At 67.1% G+C, this 25,346-nt stretch carries 30 protein-coding genes; 13 read left to right on the top strand and 17 right to left on the bottom strand.

The features are described from left to right. The first annotated feature begins 117 nt into the window (after window positions 1–117). The 3 genes from WMC41_RS03585 to WMC41_RS03575 all read left to right on the top strand — a co-directional run bounded on the left by WMC41_RS03585 (window position 118) and on the right by WMC41_RS03575 (window position 2,509). Window positions 118–357 carry a hypothetical protein gene (locus tag WMC41_RS03585; protein WP_432347043.1) on the top strand — a complete coding sequence of 80 codons (240 nt, stop codon included), beginning with the start codon at window positions 118–120 and terminating at the stop codon, window positions 355–357. 298 nt (window positions 358–655) lie between these two features. Beyond that, the gene (gene purD, locus WMC41_RS03580) at window positions 656–1,927 is read left to right on the top strand and encodes a phosphoribosylamine--glycine ligase (RefSeq protein WP_432347042.1); all 1,272 of its coding nucleotides are present in this window, start codon (window positions 656–658) and stop codon (window positions 1,925–1,927) included. 105 nt (window positions 1,928–2,032) lie between these two features. Further along, window positions 2,033–2,509, top strand: a complete 477-nt coding sequence (locus WMC41_RS03575; protein WP_432347041.1) for a plant virulence effector HPE1-like domain-containing protein — start codon at window positions 2,033–2,035, stop codon at window positions 2,507–2,509. A gap of 102 nt (window positions 2,510–2,611) precedes the next feature. Here the strand turns inward: WMC41_RS03575 and WMC41_RS03570 are convergent, their stop codons facing one another. The 6 genes from WMC41_RS03570 to WMC41_RS03545 all read right to left on the bottom strand — a co-directional run bounded on the left by WMC41_RS03570 (window position 2,612) and on the right by WMC41_RS03545 (window position 8,585). Next, window positions 2,612–3,106 (bottom strand): DUF523 domain-containing protein, encoded by a 495-nt coding sequence (locus WMC41_RS03570; protein ID WP_432347040.1) that lies wholly within the window; start codon window positions 3,104–3,106, stop codon window positions 2,612–2,614. Between the two features lie 3 nt (window positions 3,107–3,109). Continuing rightward, on the bottom strand, window positions 3,110–3,427 hold the full coding sequence (locus WMC41_RS03565) for a DNA-binding protein (protein ID WP_272804617.1): 318 nt from the start codon (window positions 3,425–3,427) through the stop codon (window positions 3,110–3,112). A 1-nt stretch (window position 3,428) separates the two neighbouring features. Further along, complete coding sequence (locus tag WMC41_RS03560) at window positions 3,429–3,752, bottom strand: type II toxin-antitoxin system RelE/ParE family toxin (protein ID WP_272804616.1); 324 nt, start codon at window positions 3,750–3,752, stop codon at window positions 3,429–3,431. A gap of 42 nt (window positions 3,753–3,794) precedes the next feature. Next, a complete protein-coding gene (glyS, locus tag WMC41_RS03555; RefSeq protein ID WP_432347039.1) occupies window positions 3,795–5,909 on the bottom strand; it encodes a glycine--tRNA ligase subunit beta in 2,115 nt (704 codons plus the stop codon). 104 nt (window positions 5,910–6,013) lie between these two features. Then, entirely contained in the window at window positions 6,014–7,957 is a 1,944-nt protein-coding gene (locus tag WMC41_RS03550) for a DUF2207 domain-containing protein (RefSeq protein ID WP_432347038.1), read from the bottom strand. Between the two features lie 79 nt (window positions 7,958–8,036). Beyond that, window positions 8,037–8,585 carry a LemA family protein gene (locus WMC41_RS03545; protein ID WP_244767859.1) on the bottom strand — a complete coding sequence of 183 codons (549 nt, stop codon included), beginning with the start codon at window positions 8,583–8,585 and terminating at the stop codon, window positions 8,037–8,039. A 201-nt stretch (window positions 8,586–8,786) separates the two neighbouring features. On the opposite strand from WMC41_RS03545, the gene WMC41_RS03540 reads away from it, so the two are divergent. Beyond that, window positions 8,787–8,984 carry a hypothetical protein gene (locus WMC41_RS03540; protein ID WP_023515130.1) on the top strand — a complete coding sequence of 66 codons (198 nt, stop codon included), beginning with the start codon at window positions 8,787–8,789 and terminating at the stop codon, window positions 8,982–8,984. Between the two features lie 384 nt (window positions 8,985–9,368). On the opposite strand, the gene WMC41_RS03535 is transcribed toward WMC41_RS03540, so the two are convergent. The 7 genes from WMC41_RS03535 to WMC41_RS03505 form a co-directional block, all read right to left on the bottom strand. After that, window positions 9,369–10,073, bottom strand: coding sequence for an SDR family oxidoreductase (locus WMC41_RS03535; protein WP_272804611.1), 705 nt, complete (start codon window positions 10,071–10,073; stop codon window positions 9,369–9,371). Window positions 10,074–10,101: 28 nt separating this feature from the next. Continuing rightward, complete coding sequence (locus tag WMC41_RS03530; RefSeq protein WP_064329248.1) at window positions 10,102–11,064, bottom strand: glycine--tRNA ligase subunit alpha; 963 nt, start codon at window positions 11,062–11,064, stop codon at window positions 10,102–10,104. A gap of 91 nt (window positions 11,065–11,155) precedes the next feature. Further along, entirely contained in the window at window positions 11,156–12,226 is a 1,071-nt protein-coding gene (locus tag WMC41_RS03525; RefSeq protein WP_288080707.1) for a dTDP-glucose 4,6-dehydratase, read from the bottom strand. A 303-nt stretch (window positions 12,227–12,529) separates the two neighbouring features. Then, complete coding sequence (locus tag WMC41_RS03520) at window positions 12,530–12,721, bottom strand: hypothetical protein (RefSeq protein ID WP_064329246.1); 192 nt, start codon at window positions 12,719–12,721, stop codon at window positions 12,530–12,532. Between the two features lie 27 nt (window positions 12,722–12,748). Beyond that, window positions 12,749–13,624: a S49 family peptidase gene (locus WMC41_RS03515; protein ID WP_432347037.1), complete on the bottom strand. Its 876-nt coding sequence runs from the start codon at window positions 13,622–13,624 to the stop codon at window positions 12,749–12,751. A gap of 78 nt (window positions 13,625–13,702) precedes the next feature. Next, entirely contained in the window at window positions 13,703–14,482 is a 780-nt protein-coding gene (locus WMC41_RS03510) for a tRNA1(Val) (adenine(37)-N6)-methyltransferase (RefSeq protein ID WP_432347036.1), read from the bottom strand. A 196-nt stretch (window positions 14,483–14,678) separates the two neighbouring features. After that, the gene (locus WMC41_RS03505) at window positions 14,679–14,900 is read right to left on the bottom strand and encodes a DUF2007 domain-containing protein (RefSeq protein ID WP_064329242.1); all 222 of its coding nucleotides are present in this window, start codon (window positions 14,898–14,900) and stop codon (window positions 14,679–14,681) included. A gap of 108 nt (window positions 14,901–15,008) precedes the next feature. Between WMC41_RS03505 and WMC41_RS03500 the strand changes: the two genes are divergently transcribed. From WMC41_RS03500 to moaB, 4 genes are all read left to right on the top strand, one after another. Continuing rightward, complete coding sequence (locus WMC41_RS03500) at window positions 15,009–16,025, top strand: polyprenyl synthetase family protein (protein WP_432347035.1); 1,017 nt, start codon at window positions 15,009–15,011, stop codon at window positions 16,023–16,025. Window positions 16,026–16,186: 161 nt separating this feature from the next. Continuing rightward, window positions 16,187–18,040, top strand: coding sequence for a tetratricopeptide repeat protein (locus WMC41_RS03495; protein WP_244767866.1), 1,854 nt, complete (start codon window positions 16,187–16,189; stop codon window positions 18,038–18,040). 6 nt (window positions 18,041–18,046) lie between these two features. Next, entirely contained in the window at window positions 18,047–18,958 is a 912-nt protein-coding gene (locus tag WMC41_RS03490) for a 4-(cytidine 5'-diphospho)-2-C-methyl-D-erythritol kinase (protein WP_432347034.1), read from the top strand. Then, complete coding sequence (moaB, locus tag WMC41_RS03485) at window positions 18,945–19,493, top strand: molybdenum cofactor biosynthesis protein B (RefSeq protein ID WP_244767868.1); 549 nt, start codon at window positions 18,945–18,947, stop codon at window positions 19,491–19,493. The genes WMC41_RS03490 and moaB overlap by 14 nt, the downstream gene beginning before the upstream one ends. Window positions 19,494–19,599: 106 nt before the next feature. Here the strand turns inward: moaB and WMC41_RS03480 are convergent, their stop codons facing one another. Next, complete coding sequence (locus WMC41_RS03480) at window positions 19,600–20,130, bottom strand: glycosyl transferase (RefSeq protein ID WP_432347033.1); 531 nt, start codon at window positions 20,128–20,130, stop codon at window positions 19,600–19,602. A gap of 171 nt (window positions 20,131–20,301) precedes the next feature. On the opposite strand from WMC41_RS03480, the gene WMC41_RS03475 reads away from it, so the two are divergent. The 5 genes from WMC41_RS03475 to WMC41_RS03455 all read left to right on the top strand — a co-directional run bounded on the left by WMC41_RS03475 (window position 20,302) and on the right by WMC41_RS03455 (window position 23,793). Next, the gene (locus tag WMC41_RS03475) at window positions 20,302–21,459 is read left to right on the top strand and encodes a PA0069 family radical SAM protein (protein ID WP_272804603.1); all 1,158 of its coding nucleotides are present in this window, start codon (window positions 20,302–20,304) and stop codon (window positions 21,457–21,459) included. A gap of 246 nt (window positions 21,460–21,705) precedes the next feature. Continuing rightward, on the top strand, window positions 21,706–22,374 hold the full coding sequence (locus WMC41_RS03470; RefSeq protein ID WP_272804602.1) for a ribonuclease HII: 669 nt from the start codon (window positions 21,706–21,708) through the stop codon (window positions 22,372–22,374). Between the two features lie 77 nt (window positions 22,375–22,451). Further along, window positions 22,452–22,766: an ArsR/SmtB family transcription factor gene (locus WMC41_RS03465; RefSeq protein ID WP_432348245.1), complete on the top strand. Its 315-nt coding sequence runs from the start codon at window positions 22,452–22,454 to the stop codon at window positions 22,764–22,766. Continuing rightward, window positions 22,763–23,122, top strand: a complete 360-nt coding sequence (locus WMC41_RS03460; protein WP_432347032.1) for an SRPBCC family protein — start codon at window positions 22,763–22,765, stop codon at window positions 23,120–23,122. Before WMC41_RS03465 ends, WMC41_RS03460 begins: the two co-directional genes overlap by 4 nt. A 47-nt stretch (window positions 23,123–23,169) precedes the next feature. Then, complete coding sequence (locus WMC41_RS03455; protein ID WP_288080691.1) at window positions 23,170–23,793, top strand: ATP-dependent Clp protease proteolytic subunit; 624 nt, start codon at window positions 23,170–23,172, stop codon at window positions 23,791–23,793. A 79-nt stretch (window positions 23,794–23,872) separates the two neighbouring features. Here the strand turns inward: WMC41_RS03455 and WMC41_RS03450 are convergent, their stop codons facing one another. The 3 genes from WMC41_RS03450 to WMC41_RS03440 all read right to left on the bottom strand — a co-directional run bounded on the left by WMC41_RS03450 (window position 23,873) and on the right by WMC41_RS03440 (window position 25,331). After that, entirely contained in the window at window positions 23,873–24,358 is a 486-nt protein-coding gene (locus WMC41_RS03450; RefSeq protein ID WP_244767873.1) for a F0F1 ATP synthase subunit B, read from the bottom strand. Window positions 24,359–24,368: 10 nt separating this feature from the next. Continuing rightward, entirely contained in the window at window positions 24,369–25,016 is a 648-nt protein-coding gene (locus WMC41_RS03445; protein WP_244767874.1) for a F0F1 ATP synthase subunit B, read from the bottom strand. 87 nt (window positions 25,017–25,103) lie between these two features. Beyond that, window positions 25,104–25,331, bottom strand: a complete 228-nt coding sequence (locus tag WMC41_RS03440; protein WP_024270186.1) for a F0F1 ATP synthase subunit C — start codon at window positions 25,329–25,331, stop codon at window positions 25,104–25,106. Window positions 25,332–25,346 lie beyond the last annotated feature (15 nt).

The raw sequence follows: 25,346 nt of genomic DNA, 5'->3' as shown, positions 1-25,346 counted from the left end.
TGATTGCGTGAACATTAGCCGCGTTTCATTACCGCTTTGCTAACCATCCGGCGGGACGGCACGCGGAACGAATCGGCCGGGCGGGCGTTTTTCGGGGAACGAACAAGGAGTTTCCCGATGACCGTCAGCACGATGGAACTGAAGCTGCAGGCAATCCGCAACGACACCTGCCTTTCCCGAAAGGAGAAGATCGCCAAGCTGGAAAAGCTGCGCACCGAAGCGCGCGCCCTCCAGCGCGCGGCCACCGAGAGCGCCATGGTGGAGGATGACGGCTGGTACGAGGACGTGCACCTGATCGATACGGAGCTGGAAACCCTCGGCCGTACCGTCGAGGAAAAGGGCGCGGCGACGCTGTAGGGGCCGTGCCCTACCATTCGCGCTCGCCCCTCATCCCGCTGCCGCGACCTTCTCCCCGCAAGCGGGGCGAAGGGGAGGATGGAACCGGTTTCCCGACCCATCGAACCGCAGGGATCGGGGAATACGGGCCTCCTCTTCCTTCCCCTCACTTGCCTTCCCTCCGCTTGCGGGGAGACGGTTGCTGCCCGCCACTCCGGCATTATCCTGTCCTTGCGCGCTCCCGCGACCTACAGCCCTTGACCTTTCAGCCCCGTCCCCTTAACCCGCCAGCAACGAAGGACGGATCGAGGGTATGGGCATGAAGGTTCTGTTGATCGGATCGGGCGGACGCGAGCACGCCCTTGCCTGGAAGCTGGCACAGTCCCCTCTCCTCGAAACGCTCTATGCCGCCCCAGGCAATCCGGGCATCGCCGAATGCGCGACGCTGATCTCTCTCGATATCGACGACCATGCGGCCGTCGCCGCCTTCTGCAAGGCGAACGGCGTCACCTTCGTGGTGGTCGGACCGGAAGCCCCCTTGGTCGCGGGCATGGCCGACGAGCTGCGCGCCGCCGGCATCGACGTCTTCGGCCCCTCGGCTGCCGCCGCGCAGCTCGAGGGCTCCAAGGGCTTCACCAAGGACCTCTGCGCGAAATACGACATCCCCACCGGCGCCTACCAGCGCTTCACCGATGCCGCCGCCGCGAAGGCCTATGTCGAGCGCGAGGGCGCGCCGATCGTCGTCAAGGCGGACGGGCTTGCCGCCGGCAAGGGCGTGACGGTGGCGATGACGCTCGGCGAGGCGCTGGCCGCCGTGGACGACCGCTTCGACGGCGCCTTCGGCGCGGCGGGGGCGGAAGTCGTGGTGGAGGCCTTCCTCGACGGCGAGGAGGCGAGCTTCTTCTGCCTGTGCGACGGCACGAACGCCCTGCCGCTCGCCTCCGCCCAGGACCACAAGCGCGTCGGCGACGGCGATACCGGCCCCAATACCGGCGGCATGGGCGCCTATTCGCCCGCCCCTGTCATGACGCCCGACATGGTCGCGCGCACCATGAAGGAGATCATCGAGCCGACGATCCGCGGCATGGCGGCCGACGGTCACGCCTTTCAGGGCGTGCTCTTCGCCGGGCTGATGATCACCGCCAAAGGCCCCGAGCTCATCGAATACAATGTGCGGTTCGGCGATCCGGAATGCCAGGTGCTGATGATGCGGCTCGAAAGCGACCTGCTGCCGATCCTGCATGCGGCCGCGACCGGCAGGCTCGACACGGTTTCCGCCAGCTGGCGCGACGCCGCGGCACTCACCGTCGTCATGGCCTCGAAGGGCTATCCCGGCGCCTACGAGAAGAACACGCCGATCCGCGCGCTGCCGGCCGACGATGCGGTCAGCAAGGTGTTTCATGCCGGCACAGCCCTGAAGGACGGCCAGCTGGTGGCGACCGGCGGACGCGTGCTCAACGTCACGGCCGTCGCCCCGACCGTCGCGGAAGCGCAAAAGGCGGCCTACCAGGCGCTCGACCGGGTCGAATGGGACAACGGTTTCTGCCGCCGCGACATCGGCTGGCGCGCCGTCGCCCGCGAAAAGGCGTGAGGCCCGGCGCGAAAAACGCCGGATCGCTCAAATTTTACCAATTCCCCTGACGGGACCGTAACCGGCGGGCGCTATTCTCCCTACAACCATAAGGGAGAACCGTTGATGCGTACCCTGCTGCCGACCTTTGCCTTCCTGCTTCTTGCCGCCCCCGCCCTTGCGGGTTCGATCGAGCCCGTTGCCAGTGCCTCATCCGACGGCTCGAGCATTTCGGCGATCCGCTGCGACGACTGCCCGGCGCTGAAGCCGAAGTCGAAATCCGCCGCCTACCATGTCGATGCCATCGAGCCCGGCACGCAGAAGGTGGAGATCCGCGAGGAAAACGGCGAGCGCAAGATCTTCCGCACGGAAGCCTGGATGGGCGGCTCGCCGGTGCTCTTCGTCAGCAAGGCGCCCGTTGAGGTCCAGCAGGCCGCCGAGGCCGAAAAGCCGGCGGACGCGGATGCCACCGCCGCGGAAACCGTCGATGCGGGCGCCCGCACCGGCGCCCTCGACGAGACCGCGGCCAGCAGGACGGCAACGGCCGGCATGGTCCCTTCACGGGAGTTTGATCCGGCAGGGTTTGAACTTCGGGTCAACTGACCCCATATTGCACGAGCCCTGCCTCTCAGTCCCTCCAGGCTGACAGGAATCCGCGAAAGCGGACGTTTTGCGCCCCTGACCTCAAGCGGGGGCGCAAGCGTATCAGCCGCCCTCCCCGAGATCGCCGACCAGCCGATCGACCTCCCTGTCGGAATAGACCGCGATGCCGCCGCGCCGCAAGAGCGCCGCCGTCACCCCCTGCCCCGCATGCCGGACACCTGAAAACGTGCCGTCATAGACGAAGCCGGAGCCGCAGGACGGGCTGCCGTCGATGAGCAGCGCATGCCGGCAGCCGTTTTCCCGCGCCACGTCGAGCGCGATGCGCGCGCCCGCTATATAGGCCGCCGAAACATCCCCGCCGGACACTTCCAGCACCCGCGCCCGCCCGTCGAGCACGTCCTCGCCGTCAAGCCCGTTCTCGATCTCCGCCGGCGGCCGCGGCACCTGGAAGCCGCCGGAAAGCTCCGGACAGAGCGTCACCAGCCGCCCCTCCGCCCGCCACCGCTCGACCGCCCCATGGACAAGCGGCTTGGCCGAACCGTTGTAGCGCACCGGCAGGCCGGCAAGACAGGCGCTGATGAGGATTCTTGCGGCCATGCCTCACGCCGCCACGCCGACGGCAAGGTTGACGCCATTGGCCTTTTGCAAGGCGCCGATCACGGCGAAGAGATTGTCGGCCCGGGGATTTCCCTTCGGCCCGAACATGCGCATGAGGCTTTTCGCCGGGGTTCCGGTCGCCAGCGCCAGTGCCTCGAAGCCCACCGTTGCATTGATGTAATCACGCATCACGCTCTTGCCCGTCTCCATGTCGCCTGCGAGCAGAAGCTCGACGGCCTCGGCGAGCAACAGCGTACCATAGGCCGGATCAGCGGCGACACGCGCCTTGATGCTTTGCTTGAAATCGCGTGTCAGGGCCATGTCAGTCTCCACGCTTTCTACGTTTGTAGTCGAGCCAGCGAGCCTGGGCGTCGGCAATATCCCGCTGCTGGCGCTGCTTCGTGCCGCCGGCAAGCAGGATGACCAGCGTCTCTCCATCGCGCCCGAAATAGACACGATAACCCGGGCCATAGTCGATGCGATATTCCAATACGCCGCTGCCGACGGTTTTCGTGTTGGAAAGATTGCCGCCCTCCAGCCGCGCGAGCGCAACCGTCACCTTGGCCGCGGCGCGCGCCTCGATCCGCCGGAACCAGGCTGCAAAAGGGCTGCGTCCCGCCGGATCGAGATATTCGACGACCTTCATGTGAGGATGGTAACATATACGCCACCATTCTCAAGAGGCGGCCTATCCCGCGATCTTGGAGAAATCCGCGACCGTGCCGGTGGCGGCGCGGATGGCGGAGAGCAGGGCGAGGCGGTTGGCGCGGATGGCGGGGTCCTCGTCGTTGACCAGCACGTCGTTGAAGAACTGGTCGACCGGGGCGCGCAGCGTCGAGAGGGCTTCCATGGCGGAGCGGAAGTCTTCCTTGGCAACGGCAGCCGCAGCATCCTTCGTCGCGATCTCGACGGCGGCATGGAGGGCCTTTTCGGCGTCGAGCAGGAGAAGATCGGCCGAGACGGCGCCATCGACGAAGGTGCCCTTCTTCTCCTCGGCGGCGAGAAGCTGCGTGGCGCGCTTGGTGCCGGCGAGCAGGTTCTGGCCCTCCTCCGAGGTGATGAAGGCCGTCAGCGCCTCGACGCGGCGGGCGACCATCAGGAGATCGTCGGCCTCGGGCGCCAGCACGGCGTCGATCAGGTCATGACGCGCGCCCATGTCGCGCAGATAGACCTTCAAGCGATCGTGGAAGAAGGCGACGAGGTCCGGATCCTTCGCGACGGAGGCGAGCGGCAGGCGGATGTTCTTTTCGAGCAGCATGCGGATGACGCCGAGAGCGGCGCGGCGCAGCGCATAGGGGTCCTTCGAGCCGGTCGGCTTCTCGTCGATCGCCCAAAAGCCGATCAGCGTGTCCAGCTTGTCGGCGAGCGCGACGGTGAGGCCCACCTTGCCCGCGGGCACGCGGTCGGAGGGCCCCTGCGGCTTGTAGTGATCCTCAATCGCCTCGGCCACGGCGGCGTCCTCGCCCTGGAGCGCGGCGTATTTGCGGCCCATGATGCCCTGCAGTTCCGGGAATTCGCCGACGGCCTCGGTGCGCAAATCCGCCTTGGCGAGTACCACGGCCCGGTCGACGAGCGCCGCATCGGCGCCGATGACGGGGGCGAGTTCGCCTGCAAGCTTGCGGATGCGCTCGACGCGGGCGCCCTGGGTGCCCAGCTTGGCATGGAAGGTGACGTTCAGCGCATCGAGCTTGGCCATGCGCTGGTCGAGCGGCTTCTTCAGGTCGAGGCCGAACTTTTCGGCGGAGGCCTTCAGCGTGTCGAGGTCCGGCAGGTCGCCCTGGTCGCGCAGCCAGAAGTGCTTGGCATCCGACAGGCGGGCGCGCACGACCTTGCCATTGCCGTGCACGATCTCCTTGCCGCCGTCCTTCGCCTCGATGTTCGAGACGAGGACGAAGTGGTTGGAGAGCGTTTCGGCGCCCGGTTTGCGGGTGACGAAGCATTTCTGGTTCGTCTTGATGGTGAGGCGGATGATTTCCGAGGGAATCGCCAGGAACTCTTCCTCGAAGGTGCCCATCAGCACCTGCGGCCATTCGACGAGGCCTGAGACCTCCTCCAGCAGGCCCTCGTCCTCGACCAGCTCCAGGCCGTTCGCAAAGGCGATGTTGTTCGCATCCGTCGCGATGATCTGCTTGCGGCGCTCGGCGTCGAGCACGACCCTGGCCTTCTCCAGATTGGCGACATAGTCCTCGAAGCGGCGCACGGTGATCGCCTCGGGCGCATGGAAGCGGTGGCCGTAAGTGACGTTGCCGGCGACGAGCCCGTCGACCTCGAAGGGCACGACGCGGGTCTCCTCGGTCTCCGAGCCGAAGGTGCAGACGATCGACTGCAGCGGGCGCACCCAGCGCAGCGCGCCGGGCCTGGCGGAGGCGGCGCCGGAACGCATCGACTTCGGCCAGGGGAAGTTGCGGATGATGCCTGGCATCACCTCGGCGATGATCTCGTCGGCCGGGCGGCCCGGCTTGACGATATGGGCGACGTAGAAATCGCCTTTCTTCGGGTCCGAATGCACATGGGCTTCGGAAACAGAGGCAAGACCCGCCTTGCGCAGGAAGCCCTGGATCGCCTGTTCGGGCGCCGAGGTCGTCGGGCCCTTGATATCCTCGCGCACGTCGCTCGAGCGGGCGTTGAGGCCGCGGATGTCGAGCGTCAGACGGCGCGGCGTCCAGTATTCGCGCGCGCCCTCATAGGTCAGGCCCGCATCCACCAGCGCGTCCGTGACGAGCTTCTTCAGGTCGCCCGCGGCCTTCCGCTGCATGCGGGCGGGGATTTCCTCGGAGCGGAGTTCAAGCAGAAGATCGGGCATGGGGGTCACTAACTGATGGATTTTTCGACTGGCGGGGACTTAGCAAGCCTCAAGCCAAATGTCATCCGTCCAAACCCGAAAAGTCGGGCTGACGCGCTGATCGTCTACCAGCCGCCACCCCCGCCGCCACCACCCCCGCCCCCGGACGAACCGCCACCGCCGCCCGAGGAGAAACCGGAGGATGAGCTTTTCGGCGGGTCCGGCAGGGAGGCGGTCATGGTGCTCGCCATGGAGCCGGCAAAGCCGCCCATGCGGTCGGAGAAGCGGCCGGAGGAAAAGCCGTCGCCGTGATACCAGGCGGGCTGGTAGGCCGCCGCGGCAGCACCGGCCGCCGCGGCGGCGGCGAGCCAGCGGTCGAAGGTTTCCGACCAGGGCTTTTCGACGCCGAGCGCCACGGCATAGGGCAAGAGGGTCTCGTAGTGGCGCGGCGACATTTCCGGCGCGCCGGCCATGTTCATGCGGTCCTTCTCGGCGAGCGTCAGGTATTGGCGCAGGCCCTCGATGCCGTCCATCATCCTGCGGCCGAGCGGCGTCGGCGCGCCCATCAGGAAGAAGAAGACGAGATTGGTGACGACGATGCCGCCGACGGCGGCAAAGAGCGGCATCTGGCCGGCGGCCGCGCTGGTGACGAACAGCGTGACGAGAACGCCGCCGAAGACCGTCAGGAGAACGAAGCCGACGAAGGCGATCATCACGACGGCGAGGATGCGCGCGCCGAGCGTTTTCGCCCGCCGGAAGTTCTGCCCGAGCGCCAGCGCGAAGATCGACACGAAGACCGAGGCGAAGACGGGCAGGATGACGAGCACGATGCCCTCCTCCGGCAGCGTGCCGAAGATCAGCAGGGTCGCAAGGCAGGCGAGCGACAGGAGGATGCCGCAGATCACCTGCGGCCAGTTGGCGAGGTAATATTTGTAACGGTGCTCCTTCTCCATCGCCTGGCTGAAATCATGGCCCAGCGTCTGCACGCGCTTGCCGTTCGACTTGTCGATGACGAAGGTGCTTCCTCCCGACCCCATGGTCTTCAGGAGGGTCGCCTCGCCGGTCGGCAGGGTTCCCTCGACCGGCTTTTCCGTCCGGGTGACGGTGATGGAGGTCTTCAGGTCCTTCAGCTCGACAAGGCCCTTGACCGCAAGGTTGAGGAAAGCGGCGGAGATTGCCGTCCAGCCCCGCCCGCCGAACCCCTTCTCGTCGATATAGTTGACGAGCGCCGGCGATATGCCCTCCGGCGCATCCCAGCGCGGCACGATGACGCCGCGCGGCGGGTCGCGGCCGACGGAGAGCCAGGCCCAGAGATAATAGCCGACGACCAGCACCAGGCCGCCGAAGGCGAGGAAGAGGTTGCGGTTGTCCTTGAGGAACAGCGCGCGCTCTTCCGCCGCCGTCGGCCGGTCGATGCTGCCGGCCGGCATCTTCACGCCGATCGTCAGGCCCTCGTTCGGCCCGAGCGCGCGCGTCGTCTCGAAGGTCGCCCGGTTGCCCTGGTTTTCGCCGCGCGCATCCTTGCCCGTGGCGCCGAGCGGACCGGTGAAGACGGTCAGCTCCTCCGCCCGCACGCCCTGCGGCAGCGTCACCGTCGCCGTCGCCCTCTCGATCGGGAAGGCCCATTCGGTGCCGGTGACGTTCCAGAAGAGTTCGTCATGCGTGTCGAAGAAGCGGATCTGCCGCGTCGTCTCGTAGGTCAGGCGATATTCGTGGAAGCCCGGATCGATGAGCACGTCGGCCGAGCCGAAATAGATGCGGATGCCGCGGCGGATGGTTTCCGTGCGGTAGGGCTCCGGCCGCCCGTCGCGCTCGACGCGAAGGATCTTGAAGCCCACCTCGCGCTCCCGTCCGCCGGCATCGACGAAGGTGAGCGGGAAATCGCGATAGATGCCGCGGCGGATCCGGTTGCCCTCGGCATGGACGCGGATCGTCTCCGTCACGGTCAGGGTGCCGTTCTTCGAAATGGCGATGTCGGAATGGTAGCGGTCGAAATACTCCTCCGCCCGGGCCGCGCCCCCGACCAGAAGGCAGAGCCACAGCGCCAGGAGAGCGGCAATCCGCATCATGAAGGACTCCGGGATTAGAGCATTTCCAGGAAAAGTGGATACCGGTTTTCCGTTCGGAAATGCGACAAAACAAAATGCTCTAGAACTTTACGGTCGGCACGGCCCGGTCGGCCGGGTTCTCGATCTCGAAATAGGGCGCTTTGAGGAATTTGAAGAGGCCGGCGACGAGGTTCGAGGGGAAGCTCTCGACCTTGACATTGAGATCGCGGGCGGCGCCGTTGTAGTAGCGACGCGACATCTGGATCTCGCTTTCCAGCGTTTCCAGCGTTTCCTGCAGCTCGGCGAAGTTCTGGTTGGCCTTGAGGTCGGGATAGGCCTCGGCGAGCGCGAAGATGCGGCCGAGCGCCTGGCTGAGCAGGCCTTCGGCCTGCGCCCTGCCCGCGACGTCACCCGCCGGCACGGCCTGCGCCCGGTTGCGCAGCTCCACCACCTTTTCCAGCGTATCCTTCTCGTGCGCGGCGTAGCCTTTCACGGTCTCGATGAGGTTGGGGATGAGGTCGGCACGGCGCTTCAGCTGCACGTCGATGCCGGACCAGGCCTCCTCCTTCACCTGACGGGCTTTGACGAGGCCGTTGTAGAGAATGATGGCGTAGAGGACGACCACCGCCGCGATTGCCAGACCGATCATGAAAGTCTCCGCTCCTTCTTTGTCCCAGGCCCGACCTTAGCATTCGCATCGCCGCAGGAAAGCCCCCCGCGGGCTCCGAGGCCACCTGCTTTTCATCAAAGAGAACGATCGCCCGCCGGCCCTGTCACCCCGGGAACCGCGCGGCGGCGTGCCTTGGCCGATAGTCGCTTCACCAACAACACGAACCTTGAAGCAACCGTCATGAAAGCCCTCGTCCTCACCATCAACGTTCTCGGTTTCACCGCCCTCTTCCTCGCCTACACGATGGGCGCCGCGGTCGACCGTCCGAAGGGTGTGCGCCGGGCGCTCCAGACCTATGCCGGCCAGCTTCCCACCGGCGCGATGCCGACGCTGAAGCCCGTCTGGGAACTCGGCGTGAAGGTTTCGACCCTCGCCTGAACGAAAAAGGCTCTTCGGGACGTTGGCCCCTCATCCGGCCTGCCGGTCCCCTTCTCCCCGCAAGCGGGGCGAAGGGGAGATGCCGCGCCGTTTTCCTCTGATATCGCCGGTTCACGGGGCAGCCCCCCACTTGCGGCATGGCAATAGGATATGGAGGAAACCCTTGCCATATCCCCTTCTCCCCCGCGGGGAGAAGGTGCCGGCAGGCGGATGAGGGGGAGCCCGCCGGCAAGAAAAGCAAAGGATTCCACCTGCATAACCCCCTCATCCGACCCTTCGGGCCACCTTCTCCCCGTGGGGGAGAAGGGGATGCGCGGCAACGTCGAGCGCCACATGCGATTGTCCTGCCGCAGGCGGGGAGAGGGTTAGGATACCGGACCTGTCTCAGATCGAGCGCGTGATGCCGCCGTCGACGCGGATGTTCTGGCCGGTGATGTAGGCGGCACCGTCGGAAGCGAGGAAGGCCACCGTCGCGGCGATCTCCTCGCTCGTGCCGTAGCGCTTCATCGGCACGCCGTCGCGCCGTTCCTCGGTCGCCGGCAGGCTGTCGATCCAGCCGGGCAGCACGTTGTTCATGCGGATGTTGTCGGCCGCATAGGTGTCCGCGAAGATCTTCGTGAACGAGGCGAGGCCCGCGCGGGCGACGGCCGAGGTCGGGAACATGGAGCTCGGCTCGAAGGCCCAGGCGGTCGAGATGTTGATGATCACGCCGGACTTCTGCTTCTGCATGACCGGGGTGACGAGGCGCGTCGGGCGCACGGCATTGAGGAAATAGACGTCGATGCCCGCGTGCCAGTCCTCGTCCGTCAGGTCGAGGATCGGCTTGCGGGGGCCATGGCCGGCGCTGTTGACGAGGACGTCCACGCGGCCCCAGCGCTCCAGCGCGCCATCGACGAGGCGCTTCAGGTCGTCGTTCGACTGGTTCGAGCCGGTGACGCCGAAACCGCCGCTTTCGGCCGCCAGCGCCTCGCCCTTGCCGGAGGAGGAGAGCACGGCGATCCTGAAGCCGTCCGCCGCCAGCCGTCTTGCCGCCGCCGCGCCCATGCCGCTGCCGCCGGCCGTGATGATCGCCACTTTTTCTGTCGCCATGTTCCTCTCCCTTGGAAACGGTTGCGGCTCAGGCCGCGTCCTTCGTCCAGTTCACGCCGCCGGCATCCGTCAGGAGGAAGGCCTCGCCGCAGGCTTTCGCCAGCGTGCGCACGCGCAGGATGTAGCTCTGGCGCTCGGTGACGGAGATCACGCCGCGTGCATCGAGCAGGTTGAAGACGTGGCTCGCCTTGATGCACTGGTCGTAGGCCGGCAGCACGCACTTGTGCAGGCGCTGGTTTTCCGCATCGCCCGGCGCGCCGGCGGCAAGCAGCGCCTGGCACTCCTTCTCCGCATCGATGAAGTGGCGATGCAGCATGGCGGTGTCGGCGAATTCGAAGTTGTGGCGGGAATATTCCTGCTCGGCCTGCAGGAAGACGTCGCCATAGGTGATCTTCTCGTCGCCCTCGCGGCCGTTGAAATTGAGGTCGTAGACATTGTCGACGCCCTGCACATACATGGCGAGGCGTTCGAGGCCGTAGGTCAATTCGCCGGCGACGGGCGCGCATTCGATGCCGCAGACCTGCTGGAAATAGGTGAACTGCGAGACCTCCATGCCGTCGCACCAGCATTCCCAGCCGAGACCCCAGGCGCCGAGCGTCGGGCTTTCCCAGTCGTCCTCGACGAAGCGCACGTCATGCAGCAGCGGATCGAGGCCGATGGCGGCGAGCGAGCCGAGATAGAGCTCCTGCAGGTTCGACGGGTTCGGCTTCAGGATGACCTGATACTGGTAATAGTGCTGCAGGCGGTTCGGGTTCTCGCCGTAGCGGCCGTCGGACGGGCGGCGCGAGGGCTGCACATAGGCGGCGCGCCACGGGCGGGGGCCGAGCGCGCGCAGCGTCGTGGCCGGGTGGAAGGTGCCGGCGCCCACTTCCATGTCGTAGGGCTGCAGCACCGCGCAGCCCTTGTCCGCCCAGTAATTGTGCAACGTCAGGATCAGCCCCTGGAAGGAGCGCGTCGGGTTCATGTGGTCAGGCAGGGCGGCAGAGGTCATCGGTTTCGTCCGGGCATTCTTGGAAAGGTGCCGGACTGGTGCCACGATGCGCCGGAAGGGTCAAGGGTTTCGGGCCGGCGCCCGAAACGGGTCAGTGCCGTTCGAGCGAGCGGAAGAGCCCGGAGCCGGCGGCCTGGGTGACGGCCTGCACGCGCTGCGGGGCGAGATCCGGCACCTGCCGCACCTGGCGGCGCAGGCCCGCCGGCATGCGCGCGCCGTACCAGGCGGCCAGCATCGGAAGCTCGCGGCGCAGCGTGCCCTTCGCCTGCCAGCCGAGCGCCTTCAAGGCCCGCGTGTCGAGCGGCGGGCGGCTGGCATTGCCCGGCCGGCCGCCGGCAAAGCTGACGCCGGAAACGGGCTCCTGCACGGTCTCCAGCACCAGGCGCGCGACGGAGAGGATGTCGAGAAAATCGTCGCCGGCCACGTTGTAGGTGGCGTTCTCCGCCCCGCGCGCCACCACCGCGCGCAGCGCCGAACAGAAATCCGCCATGGTGACGAAGCCGCGCGTCTGCCGGCCGTCGCCATGCACCGGCAGGGGCCGGCCGACGGCGGCAAGCTCGAGGAAGCGCGGCAGGAGCTTTTCGGTGTTCTGGCGCGTGCCGACGATGTTGACGGGGCGCAGCACGCGGATATCGAGGTCGAAGGAGCGGCGCAGGCCGGCAATCAGCATTTCGGCGGCAGCCTTGGAGGCGCCGAGCGGATTGTCGGGCAGCAGCGGCGCGAGCTCGCCGACCGGCTGGCCGTTGCCGGCGCCATAGACCTCGGCGGAGCTGACATGGATCATCAGCGGCACGCGGCGGCGGCCCATCGCCTCGACCAGCACCTGCGTGCCGAGCGCATTGGCGAGCGTGAAGCGCTCCGGCACCGAGAAGGCGCGCTCGACATGGCTTTCGCCCGCCGCATGCACGACGAGGTCCGCATCCTTCAGCATTTCGGTGACGAGGTCGAGATTGCCGACATCGCCCTCCTGCAGCGTCACGCGGCCGGTGCGGAAGGCGGCATCGAGATAGGACATGTCGGCGGCATAGGTGAAGGCGTCGAGCACGCGGATGCGCGCCTTCGGGCAATGGGCGAGGAGGTCGTCGACGATATGCGAGCCGATGAATCCGGCGCCGCCCGTCACGACGATGGTGCGAATCCAGTCGAGGTCAAGCGAGGCCATGGATCTTCTCCGTTCACTGCCGGGACGCCCTCATGGCAGCCCTGACCGCTAGATCGGCCTTCTTACGCGCGGGGGCAACGCCGGCAGGCGGCTGCAAAAGCTTAAATCCCGCGTTAACCTTACGGAGCGTGGTTAATGTCCCGGGACCGCACGACAGGGCCTCGTTTCCAGTCCCGCGCCGGCACACAGCCGTGCCGCGGCGACAGATCCTTCCATCGTGTTCCCAAATCGCGAAAAGGAGCCATCTCGCTGTTTTCCCACACATCCCGGCGCCGAACCGTATCCCGCGCTTGCCGGGCCTCTTTATTCGTCGTCGCGGCGCAGGCGGTATTCGCCGGTTTCCGGATCCTTGACGAGCGTGCCGGTGGCACCGGTGCGGCGTTCCTCCTCGGACCGCTTGCGCAGCTTGCTCAGGCGTTCGGCGTCGGCCACGAACTTGCGATAGCCGAACCAGGCAAGGCCGACGACCAGCAGCAGAAAGATGATCTGGGCCATCGCCCCTCCCCTTGTTTCACGCGCGCCTTATCCGGAAAGGCCGAAACGGCCCCACAGCGCCTTTTCTTCCGCAAGGCCCGCCACGGCGGCCACGCCTGCAGAGCCTATACGCTCCGCAATGTCGCCGGAAGGCCCCCCGACGCCCGGCGCCTTGCGGCCGAACAGCCCCTTGGGCGCCGAGACCAGCTCCAGCCGCGTCTTCTCGCCATAGCGCTTCTTCAGCTCCGAGCGCATGTCGGCAAGGCCATCGACAAGGCCGAGCACCAGGCCCCGGCCGCCGGTCCAGAACAGGCCGGAAAAGAGGTCGGGATCGTCCGTGAGCTTTGCGCCGCGGCGTTCCTTCACCATGTCGATGAAGACCTGGTGGATCTCGAGCTGCAGGGATTTGAGATATTCGATCTCGTTTTCGCGCTCGGGCTGGAACGGATCGAGGATCGCCTTGTTGCTGCCGGCCGTGTAGACGCGCCGCTCGACGCCGATCTTCTTCAGCATTTCCGGAAAGCCGAAGCCGCCCGAGACGACGCCGATCGAGCCGACGATCGAGGTCGGGTCGGCAAAGATCTCGTCGCCGGCAAGCGCGATCATGTAGCCGCCGGAGGCCGCCACGTCCTCGACGAAGACGAGCACGCGCTTGTTCTTTTCCGCCGCGAGCGCGCGGATGCGCTGGAAGATCAGCCGCGACTGCACCGGCGAGCCGCCGGGCGAATTGATGGAGATCGCCACGGCCGGCGCCTGCTTGTAGCCGAAGGCCTTTTCGAGCGCGGGCGCGGCGGTGGCCAGATTGAGCGGCGGCCGGAACTGGCTGCCGGAGGCCATGATCGCCCCGTGCAGCCGGACGACCGGGATCGCGACCCCTTCCTTGCGGAACCTCTTCGGCACCAGCGTCTTCAAAAATCCGGCCATCGCGCGATCCTGCCTCCTGTTCGTTTGCCCGGCTGATGTATGCACGACGGGCGAAAACGCAAGACAATCACGGAATATTCAGGTCTTCGACAGGCGCGGATAGCTTGCCCGGCCGTTGTTGAGGTCGTCGACGAAGGGGGTGAAGGCGTGCCGGCCGGGTTCGTGCATGACGAGCGGCATGCGAAGCGCCAGCCTGGCGCGCGAGCCCTTGATGGCGGTGACGAGGATGCGCAGGGCCGGTTCGCCGGGGCGGGGATGGAGGGCGGTGATCTCGATGCCGCCGAAGCGGCGGCCGCAGGCGGCGACGATCTCGGCGATCGATTCCGGCCGGGCGATGAGGGAGAGCTGGCCGCCCGGCTTCAGGATCGCGCCCGCCGTCCGGATCCAGCGTTCGAAGAGATCATGCTCCATGGCATGGGCCTCGGCCTTCAGCGCGTCCGGCGTGCGGCTGCCGATGCGGTCGTTGAAGGGCGGGTTCATGATAACTTGGTCGAAGACCTCGTCGGCGAGGCCCGCCGCGACGCGGGCCGTGCCCGCGAGCCCGACATCGGCCTCCAGCACGCCGACGCGGGCCGAAAAGGCGGCGTTTTCCGGAAGCGCCACCGACTTGCGGGCAAAACCCGCCATCAGCGGCGAGCGCTCGACGAGCAGCACCTCGGCCTTCTCGTTGCATGCGGCGACGGCAAGGCCGGCAGCGCCCGCCCCGGCGCCGAGATCGGCGACGCGCATCGGTCCCTTCCCCGTCACCAGCGCGGCGAGCAGCATGGCGTCCATGCCCGAACGATGGCCGATGCCCTTCGGCTGGACGACGTGGAAGCGGCCGTAGTGGAAGGCGTCGACGGTTTCGGTGACGGTCATGGGCAGGTCGTCCCCTGCGCGCGGGGCCGGGCTTGGCCATCCCCCCTCTGCCCAGCCGGGCATCTCCCCCTCAAGGGGGGAGATTGGATCGTGGCACTGCCTTGCCCCAAGTCGATCTCCCCCCTTGAGGGGGAGATGCCCGGCTGGGCAGAGGAGGGTGCTCCGAATGCAGCCTTCACCGTGAAAACCACGGCCCTCACGCCCGCAGCTCCGCTTCGAGCCCCGCATCCTTGAGGATCCGCCGGGCCTCGTCCGCCCGGTCGCTCTCCACCAGGAAGCGGCGGGGCAGCATGCCGAGCGAGCCTTCGAGGATGCTCATCGCCTGATCGGCGATCAGGCAATGGATTCCCGCCTCCTTCATCAGGCTTTCCGCGAAGGAGAGCAGGACGGCGTCGTTGGTGCGGATCAATTCGATCATTCCGGTCGTTTTCCAGCCATAATTCCCGAGGCGGGACAATTCGCCTCTTGCCGCAGGAAGCCCCGCTTTCTATTGTCTTTCAACAAAAATGAACAGGAGTCCGGGCATTTGGGCGTCGTGATACCGCTTGAAGAAGGCAAAAACAAACAGGCGTCTGTGAAGCCGCTCGTCGATCTCACGAAGGCCGACATGGAGCGGGTGAACCAGCTCATCCTGTCGAAAGCCGGCTCCGACGTCGCGATGATCCCGGAGGTCGCCAACCACCTGATCTCCTCCGGCGGCAAGCGCCTGCGCCCCATGCTGACGCTCGCCTCCGCCGCGATGTTCGGCTATGACGGCGACCAGCACATCAAGCTCGCCACCAGCGTCGAGTTCATGCACACGGCGACGCTCCTGCATGACGACGTGGTCGACGAGAGCGACATGCGCCGCGGCAAATCCACCGCCCGCATGATCTGGGGCAACCAGGCGAGCGTGCTCGTCGGCGACTTCCTGCTCGGCCAGGCCTTCAAGATGATGGTCGAGGTCGGCTCGCTGGAGGCCCTCGACGTGCTCTCCACCGCCGCCACCGTGATCGCCGAAGGCGAGGTGCTGCAGCTCTCCGTCGCCAAGAACATGGAGACGACCGAGGACGACTATCTCCAGGTCATCCGCGCCAAGACGGCGGCGCTCTTCGCCGCCGCCTCGGAAGTGGGGCCGATCATCGCCAGTACCGGCCGGGCCGAGCGCAACGCGCTGAAATCCTACGGCATGAATCTCGGCCTTGCCTTCCAGCTCGTCGACGACGCGCTCGACTATGGCGGCAAGGCGGCCGATCTCGGCAAGAACACCGGCGACGATTTCCGCGAGGGCAAGATCACCCTGCCCGTCATCCTCGCCTGGCGCCGCGGCACGGCGGAAGACCGCGCCTTCTGGCGCGAGGCGATCGAGGGCGGAAAAAGCGACGACGCGAACCTCGAACGCGCCTTCGGCCTCATCACCCGCTATGGCGGGCTGACGGACACGATCGCCCGCGCCCAGCACTACGGCATGATCGCCCGCGACGCGCTCGCACCCCTGCCGGCCTCGCCCTGGAAGAACGCGCTGCTCGAAGTCATCGACTTCTCCATCGCCCGCGTCAGCTGATCGGCGAATACGCGGTCCGGCAGGATTTTCTTGCCGCACCGCGCCAAAAAAGCCATTCTCTGCCGTCATGAGTCCGTGATTGATTTGGGCGTGATCGTGGCTGAATTTGTCACGGCAATCCCCATAGGGCTACGGCACAGCTTCTGGCGAAAGGCATTTTGATGCGGCATTCCCTTCTCCTTCGGCTTCTCTCCGGCGTGGCGATCGCGGCCAGCATCGCGCTTGCCGGTACCCTGGCCGGCCCTCTGGCGGCATATGCGGAGGAAAAGCCGGCAGCCGCGGCCGCAGAGGAAAGGCCGTTCGATCCGTTGAGCGTCAACACCTTCTCCGGCGCCTTCCTCGCCGCCCGCACGGCCGATTTCGACAAGGAATACGAGACCGCCGTCGCGCTCTACAAGATCGCCCTGCAGTTCGACCCCACCAACAAGGACGTCAAGCAGCGCCTGATGGTGACGCAGCTGATGAACGGCGATTTCGAGGAGGGCGTGAAGCTTGCCGATGCGCTGCGCAACGACCCCGCCGTCGAGCGCATCACCGCCGTGGTGCGCGGCATGGAGGCGATCCGCAAGCGCGAATACAAGAGCGCCGAGAAGATCCTCGTCTACAGGGGACCGAACGATCTCGACCGCATGATGAACGACCTCCTGCTCGCCTGGGCCAAGTTCGGCGACGGCAAGTCGAAGGAAGCGCTGAAGCTGATCGGCGGCATGGAGGGGCCGGACTGGCTCGCCATCTTCAAGAACTACCATGCCGGCGCGCTGGCCGCGGCGGCCGGCGACAAGGCGACGGCGCGCGCGCGCCTCAACGACGCCATCCTCGACCGCAACGGCGCGAGCGCCGCGCCGGACACCTTCATCCGCGCCGTGATGGCGCTTGCCCGCCTCGAGGCCCATGAGGGCAACAAGCAGAAGGCGCTCGACGCCATCTCGGTCGGCGACAACTTCATCACCAGCTATGCGCCGCTGAAGGCGCTGCGCCAGAGCATCGAGGCCGGCGAGAAGCAGGAGCAGCAGGTGCGCAACGCCGCGCAGGGCGCCGCCGCCGTGCTCTTCTCGATCGGCGGCGCGCTCAACCGCGACGGCGCGGAGGACATCGTCTCGCTCTACCTGCAGGCCGCCCGCGCGCTCGACCCGGACAGCGACGACATGCTGGTGCTGCTCGGCGGGCTGGCGGAGAACCAGAAGAAGCCGGAGCGGGCGATCGAATATTACCGCGCCGTGCCGGAAAAGTCGCCGATGCGGCGCATTTCCGAGCTGCAGCTCGGCCTCAACCTTGCCGATACGGGCAAGGTTCCCGAGGCGAAGAAGCACCTGCAGGAACTGATCGAGGCCGATCCGGCGGACCTGCGCTCCTATCTTGCGCTCGGCAGCGTGCTGTCGGACGCCAAGGACTACAAGGAGATGGCCAGTCTCTACGACCGTGCGGTCGCCGCCATCGGCCCGGTCCCGACACGCAACCACTGGAGCATCTTCTTCCAGCGCGCCATCGCCTATGAGCGGCTGAAGGAATGGGAGAAGGCCGAGCCGAACTTCCGCAAGGCGCTGGAGCTGAACCCGGAACAGCCGCAGGTGCTGAACTACCTCGGCTATTCCTGGGTGGACATGAACATGAACCTCGACGAGGGGCTGGACATGATCCGCCGGGCCGTCAGCATCAAGCCGGACGACGGCTATATCGTCGATTCGCTCGGCTGGGCCTACTATCGCCTCAACCGCTTCTCCGACGCCGTGGCGGAACTGGAGCGGGCGGCGGAGCTGAAGGCGGGCGACCCGACGATCAACGACCATCTCGGCGATGCCTACTGGCGCGTCGGCCGCAAGCTGGAAGCCACCTTCCAGTGGAACCGTGCGCTCGGCCTGAAGCCGGAAGAGGCTGAAATCCCGAAGATCAAGCTGAAGATCGAAAACGGCCTGCCGGAACTGGAGAAGACCGAGCCGGCCTCCGCGGAAGCCAAGGATGAAAAGCCGGTGCAGAACCCCTCGCCCGAGGGCACGGCGGCCGACCGCAAGTCCTGACGCCGCATGGCTGACGCCGACGCCCTGTCGGGGTTCGCGGTCGTCGAGCCGGCCCCGGCCAAGATCAACCTCGCGCTCGCCGTCACCGGCCGGCGCGAGGATGGCTACCACCTCCTCGACAGCCTCGTGACCTTCACCGCCTTCGGCGACCGCATCGGCCTTGCGCCGGCGGCCGAGGACCGCTTCACCCTCACCGGCCGCTTCTGCGGGGCGCTTTCGGCCGAGGCCGACAACCTCGTCACCCGCGCGCGCGACCGGCTGCGCGCGGCGCTCGCCCCGACCGGGCAGGCGGCCCCGCCCGTGCACATCCATCTCGAAAAGAACCTGCCCGTCGCCTCCGGCATCGGCGGCGGCTCGGCGGATGCCGCCGCGACGCTGCGCGGCCTCATCTCGCTGTGGCGCGCGGAGCTGCCCGCCGACGGGCTGGATGCGCTTGCCATCGGCCTCGGCGCCGACGTGCCGATGTGCCTTGCCAGCCGCCCGCTGCGCGCGCGCGGCGTCGGCGAGGCGATCACCCCCGTCGCCCTGCCGGCCCTTCCCATCGTGCTGGCCAATCCGCTCGTCGGCGTTTCGACGCCGGCCGTCTTCCAGGCGCTTGCCTCCCGGCACAACCCGCCGCTCGCCCTTGCGGGCGCCGCCGGCTGGGCGGAAGCGCTTGCGCGCCTGCGCAACGACCTGGAGCCCCCTGCCCGCCGGCTCTGCCCCGAGATCGCCGTGATCTCCGAAAGCCTTGCGGCCACCGGCGCCGGCCTGGTGCGCATGTCCGGTTCCGGCGCGACCTGCTTTGCGCTATACGATACGGACGCGGCTGCCGAGACCGCGGCGGCGGCGCTCTCCCGCCGGCATCCGCACTGGTTTTTCACCGCCACGCGCACGCTGGAAGCGCAAGGCAAAGGAGCCGACGATGGCGCATATTGACGAGACGAGGCCTTTCATCCCGGTCGGCATCGCCGTGCTTACCGTCTCCGACACGCGCACCCTCGACACCGACCGGTCCGGCGATACGCTGGTCGCGCGCATCAGGGAGGCCGGGCACCGCCTTGCCGACCGCGCCATCGTGACGGACGACGTGGCCGCGATCCGCGCCAGGGTGGAAGCCTGGACGCGCGACGATGCGGTGGACGTGGTCATCACAACGGGCGGCACGGGCTTTACCGGCCGCGACGTGACGCCGGAGGCGCTGGAACCGCTGTTCGAAAAGCGCATGGACGGCTTTTCCGAGGTCTTCCACCGCATCTCCTACGACAAGATCGGCACCTCGACGATCCAGTCGCGCGCGACCGGCGGCGTCCTCAACGCCACCTTCATCTTCGCGCTGCCGGGCTCGCCCGGCGCCTGCAAGGACGCCTGGGACGGCATCCTGAAGGCGCAGCTCGACTATCGCCACATGCCCTGCAACTTCGTGGAAATCATGCCGCGGCTCGACGAGCACCTGAAGCGCACCGCCGGCTGACCCGCTCCCCTCCGGGGGGAGTGGCGCGACATCGATGCCGACGCCGATTTCGCAATCGAGCTATCCGTCACCGACGGCCTGTTCCGCAACGATGTCCGGCCCTGGCTCAATCGATCCCCGTCCGCATGGCCTTCACGGCCCAGGCGGGCACCAGCTCCACGGCCAGCCGGCGCACGCCGGCACCCGTCGCTATGTCGGCGAGCGTCATGCCGGTGCGCACGGCGGCCGAGGCCTGGCGCTTGCTGACGAGGTAGCCTTGCTCCAGCGGCGCGCGACGGCGCGCAAGGCGCTGGAAGAACGGCCGGCGGTGGCTGCGCGAGCCGAGGAACCGCGCGGGATTGCGGTTGACCGACACATGGTCGACGACGGCATCCACCCAGCCCGACAGCGGCCGGGCGCCCGGCTCCAGCAGCAGTAGCCAGTCGCCGCGGGCCGAACGCACCACGTCCTTCATGTCCCAGCTCGTCAGGAAGCGGCAGCCGGCTGCGTCCGCCACCTTGGAGGAGCCGTCGCGCGAGCCGTGGTCGAGCACGATCACGTCGCGCACGATGCCCTCGACGGCGCCGGAAACCAGCGCAGACAATGTCTGCGCAAGCTCGGCCTCATTGTCCCGGCATTCCATGATGATGGTCAGCATGTCCTCCCATACCGCATTGCAGCATCGATTTCCACCGCGGGAACCCGCGAAGTTTCCCGCATGGTTAGGCGGCATGGTTAGCGGCGCCCCGAAATTTGTTCTTGCATTGTTCTCATTTGCGCGATAGGAATATAATCATTGAATCGGGGCCTGCCCCCGGCGGAGACACTCATGAACGATCTGGCCAGCCTGAGGCAGGGCGCGCTTGCGCCCGGCCACGCGAAAGACATTGCCGAAGCGCTGATGGCCGAGACGGGCATGCGCGTCGACAGCGAGCGCCGGCGCGGCCGGGGCGCGGGCCTCAACTTCACCGGCCGCTTCGAGCCGGTGACGCGCGAGACGGTCGACGACGGCTGGCAGACGCTGGAGGAACTGCCGCCCTTCAGAACCGAGGTGCAGGTGGAAAAGCCGCGCACCATCATCACGCGCAACGAATCGCCCGACATTCCCTTCGACCGCTCGATCAATCCCTATCGCGGCTGCGAACACGGCTGCATCTACTGCTTCGCCCGGCCGACCCATGCCTTCATGGGCCTGTCCGCCGGCCTCGATTTCGAGGCACGGCTGTTTGCCAAGCCGGATGCGCCGAAGCTGCTGGAACGCGAGCTCTCCAAGCCCGGCTACAAGCCGCGCGTCATCGCGATCGGCACCAATACCGATCCGTACCAGCCGATCGAGAAGGAATGGCGCATCATGCGGCAGATCCTCGAGGTGCTGGACGCGGCCAACCATCCGGTCTCGATCGTCACCAAGTCGGCGCTCGTGCTGCGCGACATCGACATCCTCGCGCGCATGGCGGCGCGGGGCCTCGCCTGGGTCGGGCTTTCCGTCACCACGCTCGACCGCAAGCTCGCCCGCACCATGGAGCCGCGCGCCGCGACCCCGCCGCGCCGACTGGAGGCCATCCGCACGCTCTCGCAGGCCGGCATTCCCGTCGCCATCATGATGGCGCCGATCATTCCCGGCCTCAACGACCACGAGATCGAGCGCGTGCTCGATTCGGGCAAGGCCGCCGGCGCGCTGGAGGCGAGCTATGTGCTGCTCCGCCTGCCGCTGGAGGTGAGCCCGCTCTTCCGCGACTGGCTGCTGCGCCACTACCCGGACCGCTACCGCCATGTCATGTCGCTGGTGCGCTCCATGCGCGGCGGCAAGGATTACGACGCCGAATTCGGCAAGCGCATGAAAGGCGCCGGTCCCTATGCCTGGCAGATCGCCCGCCGCTTCGAGATGGCGGCCAAGCGGCTGGAGCTGACCCGCACCCGCCGCAGCCTCGCCTGCGACCAGTTCGTGCCGCCCTCGGGCAGCGGCGTGCAGCTTTCGCTGCTGTAAGGCGGGAGGGGCCTCGCGCCTCGCCCGGCCGATTTGTCAGGGGAAAGCGGATCCGGCTTTCCCGAAAGGACTGACGGCACCGGGAAATCCAGCCCATCCGGTTCGGCCCGAACCGGAGAGCTGCGAAAACGAAACCCCGCCGGGCGCCCGCGCCCGGCCTCTTCTTCCGGTCTGCCTTTCCCCGGGGCAGACCGGCGCTCCTCCGGCGTCCGCCTCCTGCCGGAGGGCTTGCAGGGAATCGGATGGATGTGCGAGGTTCGCCGCATGTCCCGTACCGCATCCTCCGATTCCCGCCTTCTTTTCGACCTGCCCGAGGGGCCGGATTTCCAGATGGAAGCCGCGGCCCTCAAGCGTGGCATCTGGCCGGTGGCCGGCACGGACGAGGCCGGCCGCGGCCCCCTGGCAGGTCCGGTCGTCGCCGCCGCCGTGGTGCTCGACCCGGACAACATCCCCGGCGGCCTCAACGATTCCAAGCAGCTCAATGCCGCCAGGCGCGAGGCGCTGTTCACCCTGATCCTGCAGTCGGCCTTCGTCTCCGTCGCCTCCAGCTCGTCGCGCCGCATCGATGCCATCGACATCCGCAAGGCGAGCCTCGATGCCATGCGCCGCGCCGTCGCGGGCCTGGAGATCGCGCCGAAACTCGTGCTGGCCGATGGCCGCGACGTGCCGCCCGGCCTTGCCTGCGAGGGCCGCGCCGTCGTCAAGGGCGATGCCCGCTCGCTCTCCATCGCCGCCGCCTCCATCGTCGCCAAGGTGATGCGCGACCGCATGATGGCCCGCGCCGAGGACACCTATCCCGGCTACGGCTTCGCCATCCATGCCGGCTACGCCACCGAAGTGCACCGCAGGGCCATCACGGATATCGGCCCCTGCCGGCTGCACCGCATGAGCTTCCGCCCGCTCCGGCAGGACTGAGCCCGGGGGGACGGCTCCCGCCTGCCTGCACGACCGGGTCCTTGCAAATCAGATAAGTGTATGCTTATCTCATTCTCATGATCGAGAACGAGATATTCAAGGCGCTTGCCGATCCCACGCGCCGCGCGATCTTCAAGAAGCTGGCGGACGGCGCGATGAATGCCAGCGCGCTGCGCGAGGGCATGGAGATCAGCCAGCCCGCCATGTCCCAGCATCTGGCGGTGCTGCGCCAGGCGCGGCTGGTGCGCGAGGAGCGGCAGGGACGGTTCATCAATTACGAGGTCGACCCGGACGGGCTGGCGCGCATTGCCGGATGGCTCGCAAAATATCGGGCCTACTGGCCGGCGCGGATCGACGCCCTGAAGGATTTGCTGAAGGACATGGACCAATGAGCGACAGGCAGGCCGAGCAGGCGACGGATCTCGTGCTCGAATACGAGCTCGACGCACCGACCGAAAAGGTCTGGCGGGCCATCAGCATTCCCGCCTTTCGCGAAAGATGGCTGCCGGGCGGCGCGCTCGCCGACGCCGAGCCGGTCCTGACCGCGCCCGGCAAGGAAATCCGCTACAGGCTGCGGGACGATGAACCGCCCCATCTCGAAAGCCTCGTCGTGTTCCAGCTCCGTCCCAACGGGCAGGGCGGCACCACGCTCCGGATCGTCCATGGCCTTGCGGATGCACGCGTCGTGCCGCGGCCCGTCAACGACAATGGCAACGGCAACGGGCGCACGCTGATGCGCGCCGCCTGACCTAACCCACCCCTCCCCGAAACAATCCGGAAGACAGGAGTTCGCCCATGCGCGAAACGATGCAACTCGTCCCTATGGTCGTCGAGCAATCCAGCCGGGGCGAACGCTCCTTCGACATCTATTCCCGCCTGCTGCGCGAGAGGATCATCTTCCTCAACGGCGAGGTGAACGACACCGTCTCCGCGCTCGTCTGCGCACAGCTGCTGTTCCTGGAGGCCGAGAGCCCGCAGAAGCCGATCCAGCTCTACATCAACTCGCCCGGCGGCATGGTCACCAGCGGCTTTGCCATGTACGACACGATGCGCTACATCCGCGCGCCCGTTCACACGCTCTGCATGGGCACCGCCCGCTCGATGGGCTCGTTCCTGCTGATGGCCGGCGCGCCCGGCATGCGGGCCGCCCTGCCCAATGCCAGCATCCTCGTCCACCAGCCCTCCGGCGGCTTCCAGGGCCAGGCATCGGACATGCTCATCCACGCCGAGGAGATCCTGAAGACCAAGCAGCGCATGACGCGGCTCTATGCCCGCCATTGCGGGCGCAGCTACGAGGAGTTCGAAAAGGCCATGGACCGCGACCGCTTCATGACAGCCGAGGAGGCGCTGGAATGGGGCCTGATCGACCGCATTCTCACCGAGCGCGAGATCGGCGAGGCGTATCGGGCCAGCACATGACACGCCTTGTCATGGCATAGGCACAACGAAAAAAGGCCGGATCGCTCCGGCCTTTCTCAGATCGATCGTGCGGGCGACCTCAGTTGAGGCGGGCCTTCACTTCGCCGATGGCGTTGTCGAACAGTGCCTTGCCGGTCGCGGCATCGGCCTTGGTGGCGATGACCTTCTCGGCGGCGGCGACGGCGAGGTCGACGGCGGCGGCGCGCACGGCGTTGATCGCGTCGGCCTCGGCCTGGCGGATCTTCTGCTCGGAGAGCGCCGTCCGGCGGGTGACGTATTCCTCGGTCTTCTGCTTGGCCTCGGCCGTCAGGGCGCTCGCCTCGCGTTCAGCGGCGGCGACGATGCTGGCGGCTTCCGCCTCGGCATCCTTGCGCTTGCGCTGGTATTCGGCGAGCAGGTGCTGGGCCTCCTCGCGAAGACGCTTGGCTTCCGCCAGCTCGTTCTGGATCTTCTCCGCGCGGGCGTCGAGGCCCTTCGCCATCATGCCCGGCACCTTGAGGTAGGCGATGAGGGCAAGGAACAGCAGGAGGCCGACAAAGGCATAGAATGTTGCGTCGAATGCCATGGTGTCCTCCTTATTCGCCTGCGGCCGTCTTCACGGCGGAAGCGATCTCGGCCTTGGTGGCCTTGGCGCCGATGAGCTGCTCGACGAGGGCTGCCGTGGTTTCCTCGGCGATCGAGCCGACATCGGCAAGGGCCTTGGCCTTGATCTCGGCGATGCGGGTCTCGGCACCGGCGATCTTGTCCTGCAGCGAGGCTTCGATTTTGGCGCGCTCGGCGTCGGCCTTGGCCTTGGCTTCGTCGCGGGCGGTCGAGGCGATCGCATTGCCCTTGGCGCGGGCGCTGGCAAGGTCCTGCTCGTAGGACGCAATCGCGGCGTCGGCTTCCGCCTTCAGGCGGGAGGCTTCGTCGAGGTCCTGCGCGATGCGGTCATGGCGCGTCTCGAGGATGCCGCCGATGCGCGGAATGACGACCTTCGACATGAGAAGGTAGAACAGACCGAAGGTGATCGCCAGCCACAGGAGCTGCGATGCGAACGTGGTCTGGTCGAAGGGCGGGAAAACGCCGGTGGCGTGCTCGTCGCCATGGGCCACACCCGTTTCGGTGTGCACTTCGCCTGCCGGCTGGGCCGCATGCGTATCCGTCTCATGCGACGTCGCAGGGGTTTCCGCCTGGGCGATTTCGAAAGGGGTGGACTCGGCCGATGCCGGGGTCACGGACATGCTCACCTCCAGGGGGCACTCTCAGATCTTGTACGGAACGTACGATGGACCACGGCCCGGAGGCCATGGTCCAGTCCTCGGCCGATATCAGACGGCGAAGAGGAGGAGGAGAGCGATGAGCAGCGAGAAGATGCCCAGAGCTTCCGTAACGGCGAAGCCGAATACGAGACGGCCGAACTGGCTGTCAGCAGCAGACGGGTTGCGCAGAGCGCCGGCCAGGTAGTTGCCGAAGATGTTGCCGAGGCCGAGAGCCGTGCCGGCGAGACCGAACGTGGCAAGACCTGCGCCGATGAACTTTGCTGCTTCCGCTTCCATGTTGAACTCCTTGAA

The organism is Shinella yambaruensis (assembly GCF_050859155.1).
GTDB lineage: Bacteria > Pseudomonadota > Alphaproteobacteria > Rhizobiales > Rhizobiaceae > Shinella > Shinella yambaruensis.
This window is presented reverse-complemented; position numbering and strand designations above follow the sequence as displayed.

Excerpts from the sequence above, each read along its gene's own strand:
- moaB (WP_244767868.1), top strand. The coding sequence starts at position 18,945 with ATGGCGCATATTGACGAGACGAGGCCTTTCATCCCGGTCGGCATCGCC.
- WMC41_RS03545 (WP_244767859.1), bottom strand. The coding sequence starts at position 8,585 with ATGATCGGTCTGGCAATCGCGGCGGTGGTCGTCCTCTACGCCATCATT.
- WMC41_RS03540 (WP_023515130.1), top strand. The coding sequence starts at position 8,787 with ATGAAAGCCCTCGTCCTCACCATCAACGTTCTCGGTTTCACCGCCCTC.
- WMC41_RS03520 (WP_064329246.1), bottom strand. The coding sequence starts at position 12,721 with ATGGCCCAGATCATCTTTCTGCTGCTGGTCGTCGGCCTTGCCTGGTTC.
- WMC41_RS03460 (WP_432347032.1), top strand. The coding sequence starts at position 22,763 with ATGAGCGACAGGCAGGCCGAGCAGGCGACGGATCTCGTGCTCGAATAC.
- WMC41_RS03505 (WP_064329242.1), bottom strand. The coding sequence starts at position 14,900 with ATGATCGAATTGATCCGCACCAACGACGCCGTCCTGCTCTCCTTCGCG.
- WMC41_RS03575 (WP_432347041.1), top strand. The coding sequence starts at position 2,033 with ATGCGTACCCTGCTGCCGACCTTTGCCTTCCTGCTTCTTGCCGCCCCC.
- WMC41_RS03510 (WP_432347036.1), bottom strand. The coding sequence starts at position 14,482 with ATGACCGTCACCGAAACCGTCGACGCCTTCCACTACGGCCGCTTCCAC.
- WMC41_RS03445 (WP_244767874.1), bottom strand. The coding sequence starts at position 25,016 with ATGTCCGTGACCCCGGCATCGGCCGAGTCCACCCCTTTCGAAATCGCC.
- WMC41_RS03455 (WP_288080691.1), top strand. The coding sequence starts at position 23,170 with ATGCGCGAAACGATGCAACTCGTCCCTATGGTCGTCGAGCAATCCAGC.
- WMC41_RS03535 (WP_272804611.1), bottom strand. The coding sequence starts at position 10,073 with ATGGCGACAGAAAAAGTGGCGATCATCACGGCCGGCGGCAGCGGCATG.
- purD (WP_432347042.1), top strand. The coding sequence starts at position 656 with ATGAAGGTTCTGTTGATCGGATCGGGCGGACGCGAGCACGCCCTTGCC.
- WMC41_RS03470 (WP_272804602.1), top strand. The coding sequence starts at position 21,706 with ATGTGCGAGGTTCGCCGCATGTCCCGTACCGCATCCTCCGATTCCCGC.
- WMC41_RS03515 (WP_432347037.1), bottom strand. The coding sequence starts at position 13,624 with ATGGCCGGATTTTTGAAGACGCTGGTGCCGAAGAGGTTCCGCAAGGAA.
- WMC41_RS03465 (WP_432348245.1), top strand. The coding sequence starts at position 22,452 with ATGATCGAGAACGAGATATTCAAGGCGCTTGCCGATCCCACGCGCCGC.
- WMC41_RS03550 (WP_432347038.1), bottom strand. The coding sequence starts at position 7,957 with ATGATGCGGATTGCCGCTCTCCTGGCGCTGTGGCTCTGCCTTCTGGTC.
- WMC41_RS03565 (WP_272804617.1), bottom strand. The coding sequence starts at position 3,427 with ATGGCCCTGACACGCGATTTCAAGCAAAGCATCAAGGCGCGTGTCGCC.
- WMC41_RS03570 (WP_432347040.1), bottom strand. The coding sequence starts at position 3,106 with ATGGCCGCAAGAATCCTCATCAGCGCCTGTCTTGCCGGCCTGCCGGTG.
- glyS (WP_432347039.1), bottom strand. The coding sequence starts at position 5,909 with ATGCCCGATCTTCTGCTTGAACTCCGCTCCGAGGAAATCCCCGCCCGC.
- WMC41_RS03480 (WP_432347033.1), bottom strand. The coding sequence starts at position 20,130 with ATGCTGACCATCATCATGGAATGCCGGGACAATGAGGCCGAGCTTGCG.
- WMC41_RS03490 (WP_432347034.1), top strand. The coding sequence starts at position 18,047 with ATGGCTGACGCCGACGCCCTGTCGGGGTTCGCGGTCGTCGAGCCGGCC.
- WMC41_RS03585 (WP_432347043.1), top strand. The coding sequence starts at position 118 with ATGACCGTCAGCACGATGGAACTGAAGCTGCAGGCAATCCGCAACGAC.
- WMC41_RS03440 (WP_024270186.1), bottom strand. The coding sequence starts at position 25,331 with ATGGAAGCGGAAGCAGCAAAGTTCATCGGCGCAGGTCTTGCCACGTTC.
- WMC41_RS03495 (WP_244767866.1), top strand. The coding sequence starts at position 16,187 with ATGCGGCATTCCCTTCTCCTTCGGCTTCTCTCCGGCGTGGCGATCGCG.
- WMC41_RS03450 (WP_244767873.1), bottom strand. The coding sequence starts at position 24,358 with ATGGCATTCGACGCAACATTCTATGCCTTTGTCGGCCTCCTGCTGTTC.
- WMC41_RS03525 (WP_288080707.1), bottom strand. The coding sequence starts at position 12,226 with ATGGCCTCGCTTGACCTCGACTGGATTCGCACCATCGTCGTGACGGGC.
- WMC41_RS03530 (WP_064329248.1), bottom strand. The coding sequence starts at position 11,064 with ATGACCTCTGCCGCCCTGCCTGACCACATGAACCCGACGCGCTCCTTC.
- WMC41_RS03560 (WP_272804616.1), bottom strand. The coding sequence starts at position 3,752 with ATGAAGGTCGTCGAATATCTCGATCCGGCGGGACGCAGCCCTTTTGCA.
- WMC41_RS03475 (WP_272804603.1), top strand. The coding sequence starts at position 20,302 with ATGAACGATCTGGCCAGCCTGAGGCAGGGCGCGCTTGCGCCCGGCCAC.